Below are 18,932 nucleotides of genomic sequence, written 5' to 3' on the forward strand. Positions count from 1 at the left end.
ATTAGCTACGCGCCACGCCACGCTGGGCTCGGCGCAACAAGCCATAGCCACCCATTAATACGATTAAACCAAATGCATTCCAAACGATATCGTAAAGGAGCACATTTTCCACATAGCGGACTTGGTGCAACCCTAATATTTTATGGTTCACGATACCGTCAAATAGCTGAAAGCCTCCCATTCCTAATAATACTCCTGCGCTCAAATAGCCTCGCGCCAGTTGCCCCGTTTCGTTAATTCGTATCAACAAGGCGCCACCTACCACCAGCAGCACTAACTCCAAGGTATGTAACAGCCCATCCGATGCCAGCGCCAGCGCGGAGCTACCTACGTCTACAAAATGGTGCCATGCCAATAGTTGGTGGAAGATAATTTCATCTATCGCTGCCATGAAACCTATTCCCAACAAAATAGCGGCTAGTAGCGTGGCACTCACCCGCGGTCTTCGCTCATCTCTCATATTGTACTCCTCGTGTTTAATGACATTTTTCCAACACCATAGCGTTAAATGTTTAGCGATATAACACTTAGTCTTTTAACTTTTGATAAGATAACGAAAAGCTAAAAATCCACTCCGAAATTAGACAAAACCCTTTTTCTACATCTATAGTTTTGCTGCAAATCGACAATTGATTGGCTTGCCTATTTAACTTAGTTTAATTCAAAACTAAAAACTGAAGCTGTTTTTCCATGAAAACGCAAATTGCCGGTCACTTAGCATTAATTTTTCATTGTCATACAAGGCAAACACGTGACCACTAAAGCTAAATCAACTGATTATTTATGAATACCTTTCTTCAACTAACCAATGATAAATAAGCGAATCATCCTCAGCCCATGTTTAACACATAGGAGTGTAGTAAACATGGGCGCGAACTATTGTGACGTTGACAGGAGACATTCATGGGCGGACATAAGGATATACCGCGGGCAAGTCGAGAGTGTACGTTCGCCCTAGTGCGCAGCGGTTACCCTTATATCTCGTCACAGTGCGATCGCTTAGGGAGCAACCTGTTTTACGCCAGGCTTATGCTTCAAAAGACGTTATTCATGAGAGGCGAAGAGGCCGCAGAGCTTTTTTATAATTCTGATCTGTTTACCCGACAGAATGCAGCGCCCAAGCGGTTACAGAAAACGCTGTTTGGGGTAGGTGGAGTACAGGGCCTGGAAGGCGTTGAACATCAACAGCGTAAATCGCTGTTTCTTCCTTTACTGTCGCAGTTAAGGATTGATGAATTGATGCAGTATGTGCAGCACGAATGGCAAGCACGCCTGCCCCACTGGCAATCCCAGCCCTCTATCGTCTTGCTTGATGAAATGCACCTTCTTTTGTGTCGTGCTGCTTGTCAGTGGTGTGGCATACCGCTGCATGAAGAGGACACCCCGGCATTAACCAAAAGGCTGGTGTTAATGATTGAAGGTGCTGCTGCTATTGGCCCAAAGTATTTTGCAAGTCGGCGAGCACGGCATCTCACCGAAAATGCCTTAATAACGATCATCGATGAACACCGGCAGCACCCTGACAATGCTGATCGAACACTATTATTTGCGAAATTTGCCGATGCTGAAGATACCCATGGGGAGCTATTGCCAAGCCGCATTGTCGCAGTCGAATTACTGAATGTGATCCGCCCCATCGTGGCCGCCGCTAGATATATGGTCTTTGCGGTCATGGCAATACATGATCATCCTCATTGCCGTGAAGCGTTGGCACCATCGGCCTCAGATACTTACCGCCGATATTTTATTCAGGAAGTCAGGCGTTACTACCCTTTCTTCCCGTTTTTAGCCGCTCGGGTCAAGAAAGATTTCACATGGCACGGTTACGACTTTAAAGAAGGTAGGCTCGCGATTCTGGATATTTACGGCACTAATCATTGTCCTCATCGTTGGGAGAATCCGGAACAATTCAACCCGCAACGTTTCGAACAGGAAGAGGACGACGTTAATCAATTTGCCATGATCCCTCAGGGCGGTAGCGATCATGCCACGCATCATCGCTGCCCAGGTGAGCGGATAACGTTGGCACTGATTGATTTCGCCGTAGAGCGTTTCACTCGCGAGCTTGACTATGAGATACCGCCGCAAGACATGGCGATTGATCTCAACGTAATGCCGGCCCGCCCACGAAGCGGGCTGATGATGAGTAACGTTCGCGCGCGCCCCTCCCCATCTATCACATAGGAAGGAAAGGAAGCATCAGGTTAAACCACCATCGTTACACGCCTATTTTTTTGCACCACACAGGAGAAACGCCATGAGTCATGGAGAAAAGGGAAACGCAAACGATAGCGAGCAAGCTCAAAAAGCCCAACGGTTGCTCGATAAAGACGTACCCAATGGTGACCCCAAGACCAGACAAACGTCCTCATCGAATGAAGAGCCGCGTCCCTTTCGTCCCGATGAGAATGTGGACAACCAAAAAGACGCTTCATCACGCTCACAACCGGAGCACAATACCTCTATCAAGGAAGCGCCGTTCTCGGGTGCCCAAGTGGCAAAAGAGAAGCGTGCCCATAAAACCAACATTGATAGAGAGTCGGATGAGGCGGACCCACAAGGACGCGAATAGCGACATGAGTAGAAGTCACTCATTAAGCATCGCTGACGTTATGTATAAAACATTAAGAGATCGTGATTATGAAACCCATTGCATATGATGTTTATGATGAGAAACAACAGTTAATAGGAAGCTTTATTAAAGATAAGTACCTGCAGCGGGTAGCGCTCGACGCCATTGATGGAAATACCTATAGCGTTCCTTGCGATGATCTTAGCTGTCAAGACGGCCAATGGTTCCTAGCCAAACCGCTGAGTGATTTTGTTAAGCTTTCAACCCATTTAAAACAACAAGAGCATGTGGACGAACTGAGCGATGAAAGTTTTCCAGCCAGTGATCCACCCGACTTTACGTTAGGCAAAAAAGACGCCTAGCAGGTATCAGTAATGGCTAATTATATTTAGCCAATAGCGTAAGCAACGCAATGTGAAATAGCGCTTTATGGAACAGCTATTAATGAGGAGGATAACGATAGATTACGAAAGGCTTTGTGGACACTTTATGTACACAAACGAAAAAGCCGCCCCGAAGGGCGGCTTAATCTAATTCTCTAACGCTTTGCTTTATAACCACTTTTAGTGGTGCCGACACCAGGAGTCGAACCCGGGACCTACTGATTACAAGTCAGTTGCTCTACCAACTGAGCTATGTCGGCGCTTCACGTTTTCTTGAGAACATGATTGCTTCGTCGTGAGACTACACAATCAACAAGAAACTTTGTTGGCAATGGCTGGGGTACCAGGATTCGAACCTGGGAATGCCGCTACCAAAAAGCGGTGCCTTACCACTTGGCGATACCCCAGCAGTGTGGTGGCCAGAGACGGAATCGAACCGCCGACACGGGGATTTTCAATCCCCTGCTCTACCAACTGAGCTATCTGGCCGCTGCCAACGGTGCGTATTAAACTAAAAACGCCGCTTTTCGTCAACACCTTTATGAAACTTTCTTGCAACACCGACGCTTAGGGAGTGTTCCGAGCTGGCATCTACCTGCAAGAGACATACGCTGAGATAGCTTCTCCGCTAGCTATCTCGCCCCAGGTGTCGACAGGCCGTTGCGGTCACGCCTGTGTGGGCGGCACATAGCCTTCGGCCTGATCCGTTTCCTGATTGTCCAGGAAGCGCTGCATCTGCTCCATCAGGTAGGCGCGAGCCTCAGGGTCGAGCATGTTGAGATGCTTTTCATTGATCAGCCGGGTTTGTAACGACTGCCACGCTTCCCAGGCAGGCTTAGAGACCGTTGCCTGGATCTCCTGACCCTGCTTACCCGGCAACGGCGGGAATGGCAGTGCTTCTAGCTCTTTTTGATACTTGCGGCAAAAAACCGTGTTGCTCATGGCATGCTCCTGATTCAACAACGTGGTAGGAAGATAATTGACCCGCGCTTAAGCGTGGCCTGGCGTAGGGTTCAGGGTAAAAGGTCTGAGCTGACCCAGCAGCGCTTTTACCGGGGCAGCGAGGCCCAGCGCGGGCGGGTGGACGAGGTCATACCAAATACCGTGTTCGCGAATACCGCCCAGCCTATCGCAGCTCACCGGCTGAGGGGTAATTTCCAGGCGAAAATGACTAAACGTATGGTGAAAACGGGGAGCTGCGTGCTCACGAGTTGGGTTAACCACATGGTCTTCTAACCAATCGTTGAGTTCGCTGTGTTGTTCAAACTGAGGCAAGCTCCACAGCCCACCCCATAGCCCGCTGGGAGGACGCTTCTCCAGCCATATACGCCCCTGAGGGTCGCGTAGCATCAACATGATGGTTTGGCGGGTCGGTAACGCCTTTTTAGGTTTAGATTCTGGGTAGCGCTGCGGCTCGCCCTGGGCATAGGCTAAACAGACATCGTTAAACGGGCAGCTTCTGCAATCGGGCTTACTGCGTTTACATAGCGTGGCGCCAAAATCCATGATCGCCTGGGTGTAATCGGCCAGCCGCTCGTTGGGCGTATAGTATTCGGCCAGCGTCCATAGCACTTTTTCGACCGCTGGTTTGCCCGGCCAGCCTGGAAGGGCATGCAAGCGAGTAAGCGAACGTTTGACGTTGCCATCCAAAATCGCGGCTCGCTGCCCCGTGCTTTGCGCCATGATAGCGCCAGCGGTGGAGCGGCCAATGCCGGGCAGGGCCACCAAGGCCTCTACACTCTCAGTGGGTAGTTCACCGCCATGCTCTTCCAGCGCCACCTGGGCGGCCTTGTGTAGATTACGTGCCCGGGCATAGTAGCCAAGCCCGGTCCACAGGTGGAGCACTTCATCTTGCGGCGCTTGGGCAAGTGCTTTCAAGGTGGGAAAGCGTGACATGAAGCGCTGAAAGTAGGGAATGACGGTGGTCACTTGAGTTTGTTGCAGCATAATTTCCGACACCCATACGCGGTAGGCGCTGCGCGGCGTCTGCCACGGAAGGTCATGCCGGCCATAACGGTCAAACCAAGCTAATAAACGACGCTGGAATTCGTCTGCCGCTAGCCGCGGTGTGGGAGTTTCTGTCATGGGCGTTCCTTAAAAAAACGCCGGCGTTTAGGCCGGCGCAGTTGTTATCGCTTTCAGTCAGCTAGACGTACAGGATTAATCAAACAAGCTACGTAAACCCTCACGCAGTTTCTGACCTGACCCTTCGCCAAGATGCTCATCCAACTGATCCAACGTTGTGTCGAGGCGCTCTTCCAGCTCTTCGTCGATGCGATCCCCGGCTTCGTTACGCAGCAGATCAACCACCGCGGTCTGGAAGGTCTCGCGATCAAAACGGCACCATTCCGTACGCTCATCATCCATCTGGCCTTCACAGCGCAGGGGCAACGGCAACTGCTCCAGGCGCGGGCTCACGGCACACGCCGCGTCAGCAGTATCGACCAAGCGCGCATTAGCCAGCGCGTCAAAGTGCAAGCTGGTCAGATTGAGCTGGCCTTCTCCTTTAACATTAACGCCTGGCAGGGTGATCAACAGATCATTACTTTGCAGTAACCCATTATTGATATTGAAGGTGGCATCAAAACGCTCAAAGCGGGTATCGTCGTGCCAGTCACGCAGCGTGCCCTCACCTTCTAACTGGGCGACCAACTCGCACATTTGCTGAGAAATATTGGTATCTAAAATAGCACCGTTGGTTAACCGGGCATCCAGTTCGCCATTAAGATTGCTGACGATCGCTTCACGAGTATTGCCAAGGCTTGAGAGATCGCCTGACACATTCAAGCGTCCGCGCAAGGGTGAGGTCTCGTCGCTAAACGCTTCGATCAGCGGCGCCACCTGGACGTTATTAATCGTCGGAGAAAACGCCCATGTCAGTATAGGATCCGTTGCATCCACTTGGCCGGTCGCGCTGAGATCGCCCTCATAAAAACCAGACTCAAACGTCGTTAAACGATGCATACCGTCGTCCCCCCGTAGTTGCAAACGTGGGTTATTGAAGGTGAGATCTGCAAACACCAGCTGATCGATACTTAAATCACCCTCCAACGCTAGCCCGCTGAGGAACGATTGTGGAAGTAGCGTCGGAGAGGTCTGAGCAAAAGCCTTACGCAATAAGCCGTGACTAGCTTGCTCAGCGGTGGCGGCTCCCGGCAAATAGTGATCAAGAATAAGGTGGTCGCCGGCTAAATCAAACGCTAGGCGAGAGCCATCCAGCGCCGCCGACAGCTCACCGGTAAAGGTGCTGTCGTCGATGACCAATGAGAGCCTGGGCAGCATGATTTGCTCGCTATCTCCTTCAATAGGACTCGTCATGGCAACGTCGCTCAGGGCAGCCTCACCCGCAGTGGTCAGGTTAACACCGGCGCGGGCAAGCCAGGGACGCAGGGTAAATGGGGCCGCATTTAATTGACCATGGTAGCGGGGTGCCTCACGCAGTTGTTCAACATTAAGATGTCCGCTAAGCCTTAGCCCATCCGGTCCGGTGAGTTGAAGTTCTTTAAGCTGGGCCGTTTGTGCCTGCCAATCGCTCTCAAGACCGAAGGCAAGAGAGAGCGCTAGACTCCCTTGCCAGTTATCAGCATTACGCAACCCTGCATCGAGCACGCCTTCTTTAATGGTGAGCTGCTGCTCCGCCAGGCGGGCGACCAGCTCGCTAGCTTTTAAGCTCAGCTGTTGCGGCTCGCTTTCTGCGCTGGTCGTCGTTCGAGTACCTAGCGCCATATTCTCCAAGACGAAAAATTCATCTTCCAAGCCCAGCCGAACCCGTGTTTCAAGATTAATCTCGCTGGTCAGATCTGGAGTCCGTTCTAATACCTCGGCATCCAGGCGGTTATGCTTGGTCAGCGTAAACATCACCTTCATTGGGAAGGCGCGCAGTGGATTTACATTGCTGCCCGAGATATTGAGTTGCTGCATACGCCATAAAGCTTCGGTTTGCGCATCACGGAAGCGGATATCGGCGTTTTTAATTTCGACACTGGCGATGCTCAACACCACTGCCAAACTGCCAGCATCGGTATTCGGACCGGCACTAGCAGGAGCCAATACCGTTTCAGCGGTCCCCCCACGTTGTTCGGAGAGTCGCTCTACCAATGGCTCCCAGTTACCTTCACCCTCATCATTGCGCTCCAGGTTTAAGCGCATCCCATCTAGCGTTAGACCGTCAACGGCAATCTCCCCACGCAGCAGCGGCGCAAACGCCACGCTCACTTCGGCCCGATCAATCGCCGCAAACGCTGCGTTCTCCTCCGGCTGCTCGGGCAACCACGCACGGGCTTTTTCTACGCTAACGCCGATACGAGGATAGAACGACCAGGTGATGGGACCTTCCAGCGCCAGGTTAAGCCCGGTTTGCTCTTCCACCACCGCCGTTAAACGGGGTTTGAAATCCTCTGGATCCAGAAAGGTGGTCACATAGACCACCGCAGCCACCGCGACGATGGCCAGAATACCGACCGCAGCCAGCAAAATACGTAATAGCTGTTTCATACCCCTTTCCCTTGTGGATCTAACTCGACAAAATCGCTGGTGGCGGGCATACCCGCCGCTGGGGCGGCTGGATTGGCCATGGGCCGATAGCCTAGCTTAGAGAGCAGCACACGGTCGGCCAACGGCAATGTGGAGGTTTCAATACGCAACACGCGGCCCTCCTGTTTGGCTTGCTCGCAGAGCAGTGTCATTAAGCGCGAACCGACACCACGACGGCGAGTGGTTTTTCGTACACACAGTTCAGATAGCCACCATGCCCGGTCTTCTCCCGTATGTACGGCAACAGCTCCCAACAGCCGTTCGTTGAAACGGGCACAGGCAAAAAAATGCTGGCCATTAAAATGTTGCTCGATAAAGGGCTCAACCGTTGGGGTGGGCATGCGCTCTTGGGGCGCATCCTGATAGATGCGCACTATATCAAGGCGCACCTGTTCATCGGCTTCCCAACGGGCCTGGTCGACATAATCCAGTGTCACCGGCATGGTGAAATCCTCTTCGCCAAAAGCAGCTTGGCTGCTGGTTCTGCCGCGATTATCCGCGGCTACATTTCGCGCATTGTAGCGGATGAGGGCGACGATTCACTATAATGGTCGCTTCGCTATAGGTTATGCCCTGATAAAACGGTGGTAAGTTGATGCAGAGCCACCGATCATTCCTCAAGACTGTTCTTAACGATGATTCCTAAGGGCTGCCTCTCAGAGTGCGCCTCAACGCAGGAGATGCAACATGTCAGCGCGTATTGCCACGGTTAGCCGTGACACCAACGAAACGCAGATCAAGGTCAGCGTCAATCTCGACGGCGAAGGCCGTCTTAGCTGCCAAACAGGCGTTCCGTTCCTGGATCATATGCTTGATCAAGTTGCACGCCACGGGATGATCGATCTCGACATCAGCGCCACTGGCGATCTACATATTGATGACCACCATACCGTAGAGGACCTGGGTATTACGCTAGGCCAGGCTTTTTTTGAAGCCATTGGCGATAAGCGTGGTATATATCGCTACGGTCATGCCTATGTGCCTCTTGATGAAGCCCTCTCGCGTGTGGTAATCGACTTTTCCGGTCGGTCGGGCCTATATATGAACGTTGATTTCACTCGCGATGTTATCGGTAGCTTAGACACCCAACTTTTCTGGGAGTTTTTCCAGGGTTTTGTCAATCACGCTCGCGTAACGCTACATATCGACAACATTAAAGGTTTTAATGCACACCACCAGGCCGAGACGATCTTCAAGGCCTTTGGTCGTGCGTTACGTATGGCCGTCGCGGAAGACCCGCGCATGGCGGGCCAAATGCCCTCCACCAAAGGCAGCTTGTAATGCTGCGCTGTGTTGCCCGCGCAAAGCCGCCGACAAGTTTTCTCTGCTACTTTTCAAGTACCGTTTCTAGCACCGTCTTAACGACGTTGCCACGACATGTCATAAGGAGCGCTTCATGACCATTGCTGTGATCGACTATGGAATGGGCAACCTGCATTCTGTGGCCAAGGCGCTGGAGCATGTGACGCATGAGAGTGTGGTCATTACGCGTGATCCCCGCCGCATACTTGGCGCAACACGCCTGGTTCTGCCTGGCCAGGGCGCCATTCGCGACTGCGTCAGCGAACTTGAACGCACCGAGTTGCGAGGGCTGGTGGATGATATTTTAACCCGTCAGGCGAAGCCGTTGCTGGGTATCTGTGTCGGCCAACAAATGCTACTGGAACGCAGCGAAGAGAACGGTGGCGTGGAGTGCCTGGGCTTTTTCAAAGGCAGCGTTGATCGTTTTCCTGGCGATATGCGAGACGCCAACGAGCAGCGCTTAAAGGTTCCTCACATGGGCTGGAACGTGGTTGAGCAGCACCATGATCACCCGCTGTGGGCAGGGATCGGCAACCGTGAGCATTTTTATTTCGTGCACAGCTATTACGTGAACGCTAGCGAGGACGCACACGTTTTTGGTACCACTCAGTATGGTACGGTAAACGCCCACGTTGCCATTGGCCGTGATGCAACATTCGCAGTGCAGTTTCACCCGGAAAAAAGTTCCCGTGCAGGTCTTCGCCTGCTTGAAAATTTCGTCACCTGGACTCCTTGAGAGGATTTTGTATGTTGGTAATTCCCGCTATTGATCTCAAAGATGGCCAGTGTGTTCGCTTAAAACAGGGTCGTATGGACGACGCGACCTCTTACGGTGATGACCCGGTTGCCATGGCTGCTCGCTGGGTGGAAGCTGGCGCACGCAGGCTACACCTGGTGGACCTGAACGGCGCCTTTGAGGGCAAGCCAGTCAATGGCGACGCCGTCACCGCCATTGCCCGTGCCTATCCAAACCTGCCGATTCAGATTGGCGGGGGTATTCGCAGTGCCGACACCATTGAGCACTACCTGAATGCGGGCGTTTCCTACGTCATTATCGGTACTAAAGCGGTTAAAGAGCCGGCTTTCGTGGGTGAGATGTGTCGTGCGTTTCCTGGTCATGTGATTGTTGGCCTGGACGCCAAAGATGGCTTTGTCGCCACCGACGGCTGGGCTGAGGTCTCCACGATAAAAGCCACTGAGCTTGCCAAGCGTTTTGCCAACGACGGGGTCTCGAGCATCGTGTACACCGACATTGCCCGCGATGGCATGATGCAGGGTGTCAACGTGGAAGCCACGGCGGCGCTTGCCCGTGAAGGCGGCTTGCCGGTGATTGCATCGGGGGGCGTGACCAATTTAGACGACATCAAAGCGCTCTGCGAAGTGGCGGACAGTGGGATTTTAGGCGCTATTACCGGACGGGCTATTTATGAAGGCAGCCTGGATGTAGCTGAAGCACAACGGTTAAGCGACCAGCTTACCGGAGGCCGCTCATGAGCCTTACCAAACGTATTATCCCTTGCCTGGATGTGGACGCTGGGCGTGTCGTAAAAGGCGTTAATTTCGTTGGTATCCGCGATGCTGGCGACCCTGTTGAGATTGCTCAGCGCTATAACCAGCAAGGTGCCGATGAAATCACTTTTCTTGATATCACGGCCAGCCACGAAGACCGCGATACCACGGTCGAAATGGTCGAGCGTATTGCCGGGGAAGTGTTTATTCCCTTGACGGTGGGTGGCGGTATCCGCAGCTGTGATGACATCCGAACGATGTTGAACGCCGGGGCGGATAAAGTCTCAATCAATACTGCAGCGGTTACCAACCCAGAGTTTGTGCGCGAAGCCGCCGAACGCTTTGGCAGCCAGTGTATTGTCGTGGCTATTGATGCAAAGCGAGTCTCTCAAGAAGGTGAAACGCCCCGCTGGGAAATATTTACCCATGGCGGGCGCCGCCCAACGGGCCTGGATGCCGTTGAGTGGGCAAAGAAGATGGTTGAGTTCGGCGCGGGGGAACTACTGCTCACCAGTATGGACCGTGACGGCACCAAGATCGGCTTTGATCTTGGCGTGACACATGCCATTTCTGAAGCGGTAAGCGTGCCGGTCATTGCCTCGGGGGGAGTCGGCAACCTTGATCACCTAGTGGATGGCGTGCTGAAAGGCGGAGCGGATGCGGTATTAGCGGCCAGTATCTTTCACTTTGGCGAGTACACCGTTCCTGAAGCAAAACGCTACATGGCCGAACGCGGTATCGAAATGCGCCTTTAACATGCCTCAGCGCCCCTCACACCGTCACTCGGGACGCGTACCTTTATGGTTGGGGTGGCTAGCAGGCGTGCTATTAAGTACGCCTGCTGCTGCCTACTCACTACCTGACTGGCCGCCCGTGCTGGAGTGGGATCATACGCTGGTGCAAACCAGCCTCTATACCCGTCATTTCAGCCCGGATCCAGAACATATCAATCAGCAAGACCTGATTAGCATTGAGCTGCACAACCCTCAGCGCTGGCTAGCTGGCACGGCCTGGTTCAAAAATTCGTCTGATCAACCGACATGGTATTTTTATGCAGGTCGCGACTTTCCGCTTTGGCAACCTCGACCAGACGTAACCGTGCGCGCCAAGCTAACCGCTGGGCTTCTGCACGGCTATAAGGATGAGTATCGCGATAAAATCCCGCTCAACCATTTGGAGATTGCCCCCGCCCTTTTACCCAGTATTGGCGTGAGGTGGAGGCGGATTGAGTCTGATCTGATTGTGTTTGGAACCGCGGGCATGATGATTACCGCAGGCGTTCGCTTTTAACCGTTACTCCGCCGTCTCGTCCAGCGTCAGTCCCAGGTTACTGATCCCGCCATTGCGCCCTAACTGGCGTATCTCCTTCAATGCCGCTTTATCAAGCGGTTCTTTCACGGCTTCCAGCACCGCATCCTGAAAGTCGTTTTCGTCTGCCATCAGGGGGTGATCGCGAATAATCAGCGCCAGTGCCTGGGCATCCTCTTCGCCTTCGGTGAGTTCGATGAAGGCACGCACTCCGGCACGCGATGTGCGACTCACATCCAGCACCGCCTCTGGCGACTCGCCTTGCAAGGTGTCCAATAGCGCCGAGATCGACATCACCGTATCCAATGCGCGCCGGGCACCAAAACTATCGTCTTCTTCCGGTGGCTCGCAGGTGGCTAGCTTTTCAGCCTGGCGTGCAAAATCGATACTGGCATTAGGCACGTTAAGCCGCTCCCAGACCAAGCTCAGCACGGTACGTAGGGTGTGGCTATCACCGTGGCCAGTGGTTTGTTCATAGAGCATGTAATTGGGCAGCAAACGCTCACATAGCGCCGCCATAAAGGCTTGCTGAGCCGGTAACGAGAGCGCTTGCAACTGTTGATAAAATCCTGGGGGGTTGGATGCCATGCAAAGTTCCTGAAACTTCTAATATGAATTATTGGTGAACGCTAGCGGGTGCGGTATCGTCTTCATGTCCGCCTGGGGAAGCTTTCTCACCAGGCGTTGATGACTGAACGGCTGGCGAGGAGATTACCATGCATATCCATTTGCTACAGCACGGCCCTGACCATGGCCCCGCTCGGTTAACGGATTGGTTAACCAGTATGGGCCATAGTTACACCGTTTTTCATCTCTACGCAGGCGAATTAACCCCACGTCCCAACGAAGCTGATGCGCTGATTTTACTGGACGGGGACGAAGAACTGCTCAGCCAACCACCAACCTGGTTTAAAGCAGAGAATAAACTGATCAACCGCTATCTGGATAGCCAAAAACCGCTATTGGGTATCGGTATGGGCGCTCACTGGATAGCCCGTGCGCTGGACGCGGTGGTCGCCCCCGGCACCTATCCCGAAGCGGGATGGCATAACGTCACGTTAGCGCCGGAAAGCGCACTGGACTTACCTGAATCGTTTACTGCCTTTATGTGGCATCGCTATATTTTCAGCCTACCTGACGACGCGTTACCGCTGGGCGGGAGCGAAGCGTCACCGCTTCAAGGGTTTACCTGGGACAGGGGCCGCGTCGTCGGCCTGTTATGCCATTTAGAAGCGACGCTCGCCAGCGTGCAACTACTTCTGGGCACCGCTGAATGGCCCCATGCATCACCCTCGGCTACCCGCTATGTTCAGGCAAAAGCAGAGATCCTTGACGATCCCAGCCGCTTCACTCACTTGGCCCCGCTACTTGACCGCCTGATGACCCAATGGCTCAAGGCAGCGTAATCCTTCAACAGTGCATAGCGCTATCGGTTCCACTGCCTAGCTACCGCTAGGCAGCTTTCCCAATCGCCTACATGAATATCCGGCTGAGCTGTTTCCTGCTGTTTATTCAAGTGGTAGCGATAGAGCGGGTCGTAGTACTCAGTGAGTAGCGGTGCCAGCCACGCCTCGTGCGCTTGGGGATTACCCTTGGCATGTTCGTTAAACGCCAGCGCCTGTAGCCGCTGTAAACGCTGCAGGCGTGCGTTGCCCAAGCGCTTAGCTAACCGGAGCAGCGCGTTACTTAACTGCGCCTGCATCAGCTGCCACCCTTGAGAGGCGCCATAACGGGCTGCGTAGGCCCGTTCCAGGTCGATAATATAATCTTGCTGAATCTGAGCGAGGCGCCAATCTAACGGCATTTCGATACGAACCCTTGGAGCTTTCTCCAATGCTCGCCAGAAACTCAACGGTATATTGGCGTTACCAATGTGGCGGGACTCATCTTCAATGACCAAACCCTCCGTTAGGCTGATTAAGCGCTTGGCCAAGGCATGCTCAAAATTGATTTGAGTGGCTGGCTCTTCGGGCCGACGCCCAAAAGCCGAACCTTTATGGTGCGCGTAGGCCTCTAGATCGATGCCGTTATCGAGCTGGTTAACCAGCGTGGTTTTGGCACAGCCGGTTAGCCCAGCGATGACCAGCATGGGCTGATGCGAGGCTTCCTCAATGCGCTCACATAGAGCCTGACGCATGGCTTTCCAGCCACCCTCCAGGCGTGGCCTTGAGATTCCAGCCTCTTCCAACCAGCGTTGCGCAATTTGTGAACGCAGCCCACCGCGAAAGCAGTAAATCAATGCATCAGGATGATCTGCCACATAGGCTTGCCAAGCGGCAAGCCTAGCTTGCTTCACAGTCCCGCGCACTAAGCGCTCGCCTAGCTCAATGGCTGCCGCCTGGCCCTGCTGCTGATAGGCAATGCCTACCTGATGGCGCTCATCATCAACCATTAAAGGCAGGTTCACGGCCCCTGGAAGCGCTCCCTGAGCAAACTCGACAGGGGCCCGAACATCAATCAGCGGTCGGCCTTCCTCAATGATGCTCACTACCGCCGGTACGGTGGCTAATGTCACCCGACAACCTCAATAGCAACGTTACCTTGGCGCGCTTTCATGACGCCAAACGACTGTAACGACAGGCCGTATTCGCGGCCGATTCGCTCAACGTCGTCTTCCCACGCAGGGTCCACACTGATCAGCAGGCCGCCTGACGTTTGCGGATCACACAGCCACTGCCAGTGGGCTTCGTCCATCGCCGGAAAGCGCTCACCCAGCGCATCGCGATTGCGTAGAGTACCACCAGGCACCGCGCCCTGGCGTCGATATGCCTCGGCTTCGGCTAAGCGAGGCAGCTTGCGAAAATCAATCTGGGCCATGACATTGCTGGCTTGGCACATTTCAGTCAGATGCCCCGCCAGACCAAATCCGGTAACGTCCGTCATGGCGTTGACCCCTTTCACATCGGCTAATTTCTCGCCAATGCTATTAGGCTTAAGCATTGTTTCTCGGGCAATACCATGATGGCCCGCTTCTAATAAGCCGCGCTTTTCGGCCGTGGTGAGCATCCCCACCCCTAGCGGTTTGGTCAAGAACAGCAGATCGCCTGGCTTGGCGGTACTGTTTAGCTTGAGCTTATCAAGCTCAATTAAACCGTTCACAGCGAGCCCGAACATTGGTTCAGGCGCATCAATCGAGTGACCACCGGCCAGCGCAACACCTAACTCACGGCACACCGCTTGTGCCCCGGCCATCACATCGCCGGCAATGTCCGCGCTGAGTTTATCCAGCGGCCAGCCTAAAATACCCAGCGCCATGACAGGCTTACCGCCCATGGCATAGACATCACTGATCGCATTGGTGGCAGCAATGCGTCCAAAATCGAAGGGATCATCAACGATCGGCATAAAAAAATCGGTGGTGGCAATCATGCCCCGACCATCGCCTAAATCGTACACAGCGGCATCTTCGCGCCCCTGATTGCCGACGATCAGTTGCTTATGCCCCTTCGCTGGCCCAGCTTTGGCAAGAATGCCATCCAGTACATCCGGGGCAATTTTGCAGCCGCAACCTGCACCGTGGCTATATTGGGTCAGACGAATCGAACTCATAGTGTCTCTCCTTGGCACTTTGGGTAACAGTATCAGTTTAAACCAGTCTGGCGCACTCTTCAGTCTAGAGACGCTAGAGGGCCTCTAATGCATCGCTAAGTTTATCCACCGCAATCACTTCCATGCCCTTGGGTGACTGCTTGGGCGCGTTAGCACGCGGCACAATGGCGCGTAGAAAACCATGCTTGGCTGCCTCGGCAATACGCTCTTGGCCGCTTGGCACGGGGCGAATTTCTCCCGACAGCCCCACTTCACCAAACACGACCAGTTCTTTAGGCAACGCTCTATTTTGCAGGCTAGAGACAACCGCCAACAGCACCGCCAGGTCAGCACTTGTTTCAAGCACTTTGACACCGCCCACCACGTTTAAAAACACGTCCTGATCGCCGGTAAATAAGCCCCCGTGACGATTAAGTACCGCCAGCAGCATCGCTAGGCGATTCTGATCCACGCCTACCGCCACCCGGCGGGGATTACCCAGCGCGGATTCATCCACTAACGCCTGCACTTCCACCAGGATGGGCCGTGTACCTTCCCAGACCACCATGACCAAACTACCCGGCGCCTGCTCCTCCTGGCGGGAAAGAAAAATTGCGCTAGGGTTTTTAACTTCTTTAAGACCCTGCTCAAGCATGGCAAAGACGCCTAGCTCGTTAACCGCACCAAAGCGGTTCTTCTGGCCACGTAGGGTACGAAAGCGGGAGTCGGCGCCCCCTTCCAGCAACAGCGAAGCATCAATCATATGCTCAAGTACTTTAGGGCCTGCCAACGTGCCGTCCTTGGTGACGTGACCGACCAACAGCAGCACCGTATTGGTTTTCTTGGCAAAGCGGGTCAGTGCTGCCGCCGACTCGCGCACCTGGGCGACCCCACCCGGCGCCGAGCTGATGTCTTCCAGATGCATGGTTTGAATAGAGTCGATGACTAGAATTTCTGGTTTTTCTCGCTCAGACACCGCCAGAATGGTTTCCACACTGGTCTCAGCCAACATTTTCAAACCGTTTGTCGGCAATTGAAGACGGTGAGCGCGCATCGCGACCTGAGAAAGCGACTCCTCCCCCGTGACATAAAGAATACGGCGCTGCTGGGCAAGCTTACAGGCCGTCTGTAGCAACAGCGTCGATTTACCCGCGCCCGGGTTTCCGCCAAGCAATACTGCAGAGCCGGGCACAAGCCCACCGCCCAATACACGATCGAACTCCGCAAATGTCGAGCTCATGCGCGGCACTTCGCTGAGGTCAACATTGCTCAGATCGACGATTTCTCGTGACAGGTCGCCCGCATAGCCAGCTCGGCCTGAGGATGCCCCACCCCCAGGTCGGGCACTTTCCAAGCGCACTTCAGTCAGCGTATTCCACTCTTGGCAACTGCTGCACTGTCCCTGCCATTTACGGTATTCAGCCCCGCATTCGGTACATACAAAGGCGCTTTTGGCTTTTACCACTGCCCTGACACTCCTACTGTTGCTATCGCTAAGTGACAACGCTTCCGGCGGTGCCACTCGCACTCACTGAGATTGACTACGTATGACAGACGCAAGTTACTTTCTCTCACCTAGTAAACACAAAAGGCGGCCAATGGCCGCCTTTTTACTATCATCTAACCGTCTTATTGACGTGTCAGCTGCAGCATTTCACCATTTTCAAAGCGACGACGCTCCGGATCAATTAACTCCAACGTACGTTCATCAATACGCATGAAGTAATAGATTTGACCTTCGCCATCCGGGGTTAGCTCATAAACGGTCGCGTCAGGATCAGACGGTGTACCGGTTAACACTTCCCAGTTACCTGCATAGTTCTCATCAGGCGGTGTTTGCGGATGATTCCGGTAGGAGGCATTTAGCGTGAAGGTGCGCTCTTCGGGCGCGCTCATTTCTTCACCCATCATGTTCACATTCAGATCAATCCCATCGCAGTTACGGCAGGGTAGCGAGCCTTGATAAGTAGCCTGTGCGGTGGCCGCTTCTTCTTGCTGCTGTTCCATCGGGCCGCTTGCACAACCAGCCAGCAGTGCCAACATAGCCGATCCGGCCAGCAAACTCTTTAGTTGCATAGAGTGTCTCCTTAATCTCGTGTTGGACATCACATTTATTTATGCGCAGTTGTGACAGCATAACCGTTACAAGGTGCGACGCACACCCCTAGCGACGCGAATGCTTGCGCTTAGTTAGCCATCAAGCGACCATGACAACCCTTGCTAGGATAATCAGGTTACCCACATGAGCCAATACTGGAGTCCGGCCGTTCGTGAACTTACGCCTTACGTGCCCGGCGAACAACCCCGTGAGCAGCTTGTTAAGCTCAACACCAATGAAAACCCTTACCCTCCAGCCCCTGGTGTGGGGCAGGCACTACGCGATTACGCGACCGACCATCTTCGCCTCTACCCTGACCCGACGTCGGCTGCGCTGCGTAAAGCATTGGCAGAGACGTTTCAGGTCGCGGACAGCCAAGTCTTTGTTGGCAATGGCTCCGACGAAGTCTTGGCGTTTGCCTTTCAAGCTTTCTTTTGCCATTCCGCGCCGCTTGACGTACCGGCTATCTCCTATAGCTTTTACCCTGTTTATGCCAATTTATATGGCATAGAGCTACGCACTCATCCCCTTGATGCTAATTGGGAAGTGGACATAGAAAGTTTAGGCTCCGCCCCTGAGCGCAGCGGCGTGATCTTTGCCAACCCTAACGCACCTACCGGCCATGCACATTCACTGGCAAGCATTGAACAGCTTCTACAACGGGTAACCGACCGTGTAGTGCTGGTGGATGAAGCATATGTCGATTTCGGTGCTGAAAGCGCAGTCACGCTGATTGAGCGTTACCCTAATTTATTGGTTACCGGCACCTTCTCTAAGTCTCGCAGTCTGGCAGGCTTGCGCTTAGGCTATGCGGTGGGCTCAGAAGAACTAATCAATGGCTTGCAGCGAGTCAAAGATTCGTTCAACTCTTATCCGGTCGATAGCCTGGCAAGCGTGGTCGGCATCGCTGCGCTAAACGACACGGAACACTTTGAAACTTGCCGCGAGTACGTTATTACTACTCGCGAACGCACCCGTCAGCGTCTTGAATCACTGGGGTTTGAGGTACTTCCCTCTAAGGCCAACTTTGTATTAACCCGACACCCTGATCATGCAGGTGCCCAGCTATTCGCTGGCCTTCGCGAGCGCGGCATTCTGGTTCGTCATTTTAACACCCCAGAGCTCAACGACTTCCTGCGTATCACTATTGGTACTGACGATGAAATGGATAGTTTGATTGAAGCCTTGCAAGTGATCTGTGCTTAACCAACCAGCACATCACGGTGACTCTGTCATTGCGAGTGCAGCACGGCAATCTGGGGTTGGGACGCCACCGCAGGCCTAGATGGCCACGTCGCTGCGCTCCTCGCCATGACATGGCTCTGTTCACCGGTGGCTCTGGCAAGAGACTTTGACCTGTCATTGCGAGCGTAGCGTGGCAATCTGGGGTTGGGGTGCCACCAAAACCGAGATGGCCACGTCGCTGCGCTCCTCGCCATGACATGGCTCTGTTCACCGGCGGGTCTGGCAAGTGACGTTGACCTGTCATTGCGAGCGTAGCGCGGCAATCTTGGTGCGGTGCCACCAAAACCGAGATGGCCACGTCGTTACACTCCTCGCCATGACAGGGCATTTTCTTTTCTTCCAGGCAACAAAAAACCCAGCCGGGTGGCTGGGTTTTCTGTTCAATATGTGCCTGCGATGTTCGGGCCGGCCATCCGGGACTCTCCATGGGGAGACCCCTTGTTTTCTTGCGTAC

General features: G+C 53.8%; 20 protein-coding genes and 3 tRNA genes. 10 read left to right on the forward strand and 13 right to left on the reverse strand.

All coding sequences use genetic code 11. The features are described 5' to 3' along the window. Position 1: 1 nt before the first annotated feature. Positions 2 to 460 (reverse strand): DUF2243 domain-containing protein, encoded by a 459-nt coding sequence (locus tag ACFFLD_RS02725; RefSeq protein WP_386036283.1) that lies wholly within the window; start codon positions 458 to 460, stop codon positions 2 to 4. Between the two features lie 443 nt (positions 461 to 903). On the opposite strand from ACFFLD_RS02725, the gene ACFFLD_RS02730 reads away from it, so the two are divergent. From ACFFLD_RS02730 to ACFFLD_RS02740, 3 genes are all read left to right on the forward strand, one after another. Further along, a complete protein-coding gene (locus ACFFLD_RS02730) occupies positions 904 to 2,184 on the forward strand; it encodes a cytochrome P450 (protein WP_386036286.1) in 1,281 nt (426 codons plus the stop codon). 73 nt (positions 2,185 to 2,257) lie between these two features. Continuing rightward, positions 2,258 to 2,572: a hypothetical protein gene (locus ACFFLD_RS02735; protein WP_386036289.1), complete on the forward strand. Its 315-nt coding sequence runs from the start codon at positions 2,258 to 2,260 to the stop codon at positions 2,570 to 2,572. A 68-nt stretch (positions 2,573 to 2,640) separates the two neighbouring features. After that, positions 2,641 to 2,934 carry a hypothetical protein gene (locus ACFFLD_RS02740; protein ID WP_386036292.1) on the forward strand — a complete coding sequence of 98 codons (294 nt, stop codon included), beginning with the start codon at positions 2,641 to 2,643 and terminating at the stop codon, positions 2,932 to 2,934. Between the two features lie 205 nt (positions 2,935 to 3,139). Here ACFFLD_RS02740 and ACFFLD_RS02745 read toward each other — a convergent pair. The 7 genes from ACFFLD_RS02745 to ACFFLD_RS02775 all read right to left on the reverse strand — a co-directional run bounded on the left by ACFFLD_RS02745 (position 3,140) and on the right by ACFFLD_RS02775 (position 7,931). After that, positions 3,140 to 3,215 (reverse strand) — tRNA-Thr (locus ACFFLD_RS02745). Positions 3,216 to 3,287: 72 nt separating this feature from the next. After that, a tRNA-Gln gene (locus tag ACFFLD_RS02750) sits at positions 3,288 to 3,362 on the reverse strand. A 6-nt stretch (positions 3,363 to 3,368) separates the two neighbouring features. Further along, a tRNA-Phe gene (locus ACFFLD_RS02755) sits at positions 3,369 to 3,444 on the reverse strand. A gap of 177 nt (positions 3,445 to 3,621) precedes the next feature. Then, the gene (locus ACFFLD_RS02760) at positions 3,622 to 3,897 is read right to left on the reverse strand and encodes an oxidative damage protection protein (protein WP_386036295.1); all 276 of its coding nucleotides are present in this window, start codon (positions 3,895 to 3,897) and stop codon (positions 3,622 to 3,624) included. A gap of 48 nt (positions 3,898 to 3,945) precedes the next feature. Continuing rightward, the gene (gene mutY / locus ACFFLD_RS02765) at positions 3,946 to 5,040 is read right to left on the reverse strand and encodes an A/G-specific adenine glycosylase (RefSeq protein ID WP_386036298.1); all 1,095 of its coding nucleotides are present in this window, start codon (positions 5,038 to 5,040) and stop codon (positions 3,946 to 3,948) included. Between the two features lie 75 nt (positions 5,041 to 5,115). Beyond that, positions 5,116 to 7,449 (reverse strand): AsmA family protein, encoded by a 2,334-nt coding sequence (locus tag ACFFLD_RS02770; RefSeq protein WP_386036301.1) that lies wholly within the window; start codon positions 7,447 to 7,449, stop codon positions 5,116 to 5,118. Further along, on the reverse strand, positions 7,446 to 7,931 hold the full coding sequence (locus tag ACFFLD_RS02775; RefSeq protein ID WP_386036304.1) for a GNAT family N-acetyltransferase: 486 nt from the start codon (positions 7,929 to 7,931) through the stop codon (positions 7,446 to 7,448). The genes ACFFLD_RS02770 and ACFFLD_RS02775 overlap by 4 nt, the downstream gene beginning before the upstream one ends. Before the next feature lie 244 nt (positions 7,932 to 8,175). Here ACFFLD_RS02775 and hisB point away from each other — a divergent pair, with 244 nt between their 5' ends. The 5 genes from hisB (at position 8,176) to ACFFLD_RS02800 (ending at position 11,589) form a co-directional block, all read left to right on the forward strand. Beyond that, positions 8,176 to 8,769: an imidazoleglycerol-phosphate dehydratase HisB gene (gene hisB / locus ACFFLD_RS02780; RefSeq protein ID WP_386036307.1), complete on the forward strand. Its 594-nt coding sequence runs from the start codon at positions 8,176 to 8,178 to the stop codon at positions 8,767 to 8,769. Positions 8,770 to 8,884: 115 nt separating this feature from the next. Then, entirely contained in the window at positions 8,885 to 9,526 is a 642-nt protein-coding gene (gene hisH, locus ACFFLD_RS02785) for an imidazole glycerol phosphate synthase subunit HisH (RefSeq protein ID WP_386036310.1), read from the forward strand. Positions 9,527 to 9,537: 11 nt separating this feature from the next. Then, positions 9,538 to 10,284: a 1-(5-phosphoribosyl)-5-[(5-phosphoribosylamino)methylideneamino]imidazole-4-carboxamide isomerase gene (gene hisA / locus ACFFLD_RS02790; protein ID WP_386036313.1), complete on the forward strand. Its 747-nt coding sequence runs from the start codon at positions 9,538 to 9,540 to the stop codon at positions 10,282 to 10,284. Next, positions 10,281 to 11,054, forward strand: a complete 774-nt coding sequence (gene hisF / locus ACFFLD_RS02795; RefSeq protein WP_386036316.1) for an imidazole glycerol phosphate synthase subunit HisF — start codon at positions 10,281 to 10,283, stop codon at positions 11,052 to 11,054. The genes hisA and hisF overlap by 4 nt, the downstream gene beginning before the upstream one ends. Before the next feature lies 1 nt (position 11,055). Beyond that, entirely contained in the window at positions 11,056 to 11,589 is a 534-nt protein-coding gene (locus tag ACFFLD_RS02800; protein WP_386036319.1) for a hypothetical protein, read from the forward strand. A gap of 3 nt (positions 11,590 to 11,592) precedes the next feature. On the opposite strand, the gene ACFFLD_RS02805 is transcribed toward ACFFLD_RS02800, so the two are convergent. Further along, on the reverse strand, positions 11,593 to 12,195 hold the full coding sequence (locus ACFFLD_RS02805) for a YjaG family protein (protein WP_386036322.1): 603 nt from the start codon (positions 12,193 to 12,195) through the stop codon (positions 11,593 to 11,595). A gap of 128 nt (positions 12,196 to 12,323) precedes the next feature. Between ACFFLD_RS02805 and ACFFLD_RS02810 the strand changes: the two genes are divergently transcribed. Then, a complete protein-coding gene (locus tag ACFFLD_RS02810) occupies positions 12,324 to 13,013 on the forward strand; it encodes a type 1 glutamine amidotransferase (RefSeq protein WP_386036325.1) in 690 nt (229 codons plus the stop codon). A gap of 20 nt (positions 13,014 to 13,033) precedes the next feature. Here the strand turns inward: ACFFLD_RS02810 and mnmH are convergent, their stop codons facing one another. The 4 genes from mnmH to ACFFLD_RS02830 all read right to left on the reverse strand — a co-directional run bounded on the left by mnmH (position 13,034) and on the right by ACFFLD_RS02830 (position 17,211). Further along, entirely contained in the window at positions 13,034 to 14,122 is a 1,089-nt protein-coding gene (mnmH, locus tag ACFFLD_RS02815; protein WP_386036328.1) for a tRNA 2-selenouridine(34) synthase MnmH, read from the reverse strand. Further along, the gene (selD, locus tag ACFFLD_RS02820) at positions 14,119 to 15,156 is read right to left on the reverse strand and encodes a selenide, water dikinase SelD (RefSeq protein ID WP_386036331.1); all 1,038 of its coding nucleotides are present in this window, start codon (positions 15,154 to 15,156) and stop codon (positions 14,119 to 14,121) included. The genes mnmH and selD overlap by 4 nt, the downstream gene beginning before the upstream one ends. A gap of 73 nt (positions 15,157 to 15,229) precedes the next feature. Beyond that, positions 15,230 to 16,600 (reverse strand): DNA repair protein RadA, encoded by a 1,371-nt coding sequence (gene radA / locus ACFFLD_RS02825; RefSeq protein WP_386036334.1) that lies wholly within the window; start codon positions 16,598 to 16,600, stop codon positions 15,230 to 15,232. Between the two features lie 164 nt (positions 16,601 to 16,764). Then, positions 16,765 to 17,211 carry a copper resistance protein NlpE N-terminal domain-containing protein gene (locus ACFFLD_RS02830; RefSeq protein WP_386036337.1) on the reverse strand — a complete coding sequence of 149 codons (447 nt, stop codon included), beginning with the start codon at positions 17,209 to 17,211 and terminating at the stop codon, positions 16,765 to 16,767. 166 nt (positions 17,212 to 17,377) lie between these two features. Between ACFFLD_RS02830 and hisC the strand changes: the two genes are divergently transcribed. Beyond that, positions 17,378 to 18,439 carry a histidinol-phosphate transaminase gene (hisC, locus tag ACFFLD_RS02835; RefSeq protein ID WP_386036340.1) on the forward strand — a complete coding sequence of 354 codons (1,062 nt, stop codon included), beginning with the start codon at positions 17,378 to 17,380 and terminating at the stop codon, positions 18,437 to 18,439. The last annotated feature ends 493 nt before the right edge of the window (positions 18,440 to 18,932 follow it).

This window comes from Vreelandella sulfidaeris (assembly GCF_042429665.1).
Taxonomy (GTDB): domain Bacteria; phylum Pseudomonadota; class Gammaproteobacteria; order Pseudomonadales; family Halomonadaceae; genus Vreelandella.

What these genes read in the sequence shown, in the direction of transcription:
- ACFFLD_RS02725 (WP_386036283.1), bottom strand. Translation starts at nt 460, where the DNA reads ATGAGAGATGAGCGAAGACCGCGGGTGAGTGCCACGCTACTAGCCGCT.
- ACFFLD_RS02730 (WP_386036286.1), top strand. Translation starts at nt 904, where the DNA reads ATGGGCGGACATAAGGATATACCGCGGGCAAGTCGAGAGTGTACGTTC.
- ACFFLD_RS02735 (WP_386036289.1), top strand. Translation starts at nt 2,258, where the DNA reads ATGAGTCATGGAGAAAAGGGAAACGCAAACGATAGCGAGCAAGCTCAA.
- ACFFLD_RS02740 (WP_386036292.1), top strand. Translation starts at nt 2,641, where the DNA reads ATGAAACCCATTGCATATGATGTTTATGATGAGAAACAACAGTTAATA.
- ACFFLD_RS02760 (WP_386036295.1), bottom strand. Translation starts at nt 3,897, where the DNA reads ATGAGCAACACGGTTTTTTGCCGCAAGTATCAAAAAGAGCTAGAAGCA.
- mutY (WP_386036298.1), bottom strand. Translation starts at nt 5,040, where the DNA reads ATGACAGAAACTCCCACACCGCGGCTAGCGGCAGACGAATTCCAGCGT.
- ACFFLD_RS02770 (WP_386036301.1), bottom strand. Translation starts at nt 7,449, where the DNA reads ATGAAACAGCTATTACGTATTTTGCTGGCTGCGGTCGGTATTCTGGCC.
- ACFFLD_RS02775 (WP_386036304.1), bottom strand. Translation starts at nt 7,931, where the DNA reads ATGCCGGTGACACTGGATTATGTCGACCAGGCCCGTTGGGAAGCCGAT.
- hisB (WP_386036307.1), top strand. Translation starts at nt 8,176, where the DNA reads ATGTCAGCGCGTATTGCCACGGTTAGCCGTGACACCAACGAAACGCAG.
- hisH (WP_386036310.1), top strand. Translation starts at nt 8,885, where the DNA reads ATGACCATTGCTGTGATCGACTATGGAATGGGCAACCTGCATTCTGTG.
- hisA (WP_386036313.1), top strand. Translation starts at nt 9,538, where the DNA reads ATGTTGGTAATTCCCGCTATTGATCTCAAAGATGGCCAGTGTGTTCGC.
- hisF (WP_386036316.1), top strand. Translation starts at nt 10,281, where the DNA reads ATGAGCCTTACCAAACGTATTATCCCTTGCCTGGATGTGGACGCTGGG.
- ACFFLD_RS02800 (WP_386036319.1), top strand. Translation starts at nt 11,056, where the DNA reads ATGCCTCAGCGCCCCTCACACCGTCACTCGGGACGCGTACCTTTATGG.
- ACFFLD_RS02805 (WP_386036322.1), bottom strand. Translation starts at nt 12,195, where the DNA reads ATGGCATCCAACCCCCCAGGATTTTATCAACAGTTGCAAGCGCTCTCG.
- ACFFLD_RS02810 (WP_386036325.1), top strand. Translation starts at nt 12,324, where the DNA reads ATGCATATCCATTTGCTACAGCACGGCCCTGACCATGGCCCCGCTCGG.
- selD (WP_386036331.1), bottom strand. Translation starts at nt 15,156, where the DNA reads ATGAGTTCGATTCGTCTGACCCAATATAGCCACGGTGCAGGTTGCGGC.
- ACFFLD_RS02830 (WP_386036337.1), bottom strand. Translation starts at nt 17,211, where the DNA reads ATGCAACTAAAGAGTTTGCTGGCCGGATCGGCTATGTTGGCACTGCTG.
- hisC (WP_386036340.1), top strand. Translation starts at nt 17,378, where the DNA reads ATGAGCCAATACTGGAGTCCGGCCGTTCGTGAACTTACGCCTTACGTG.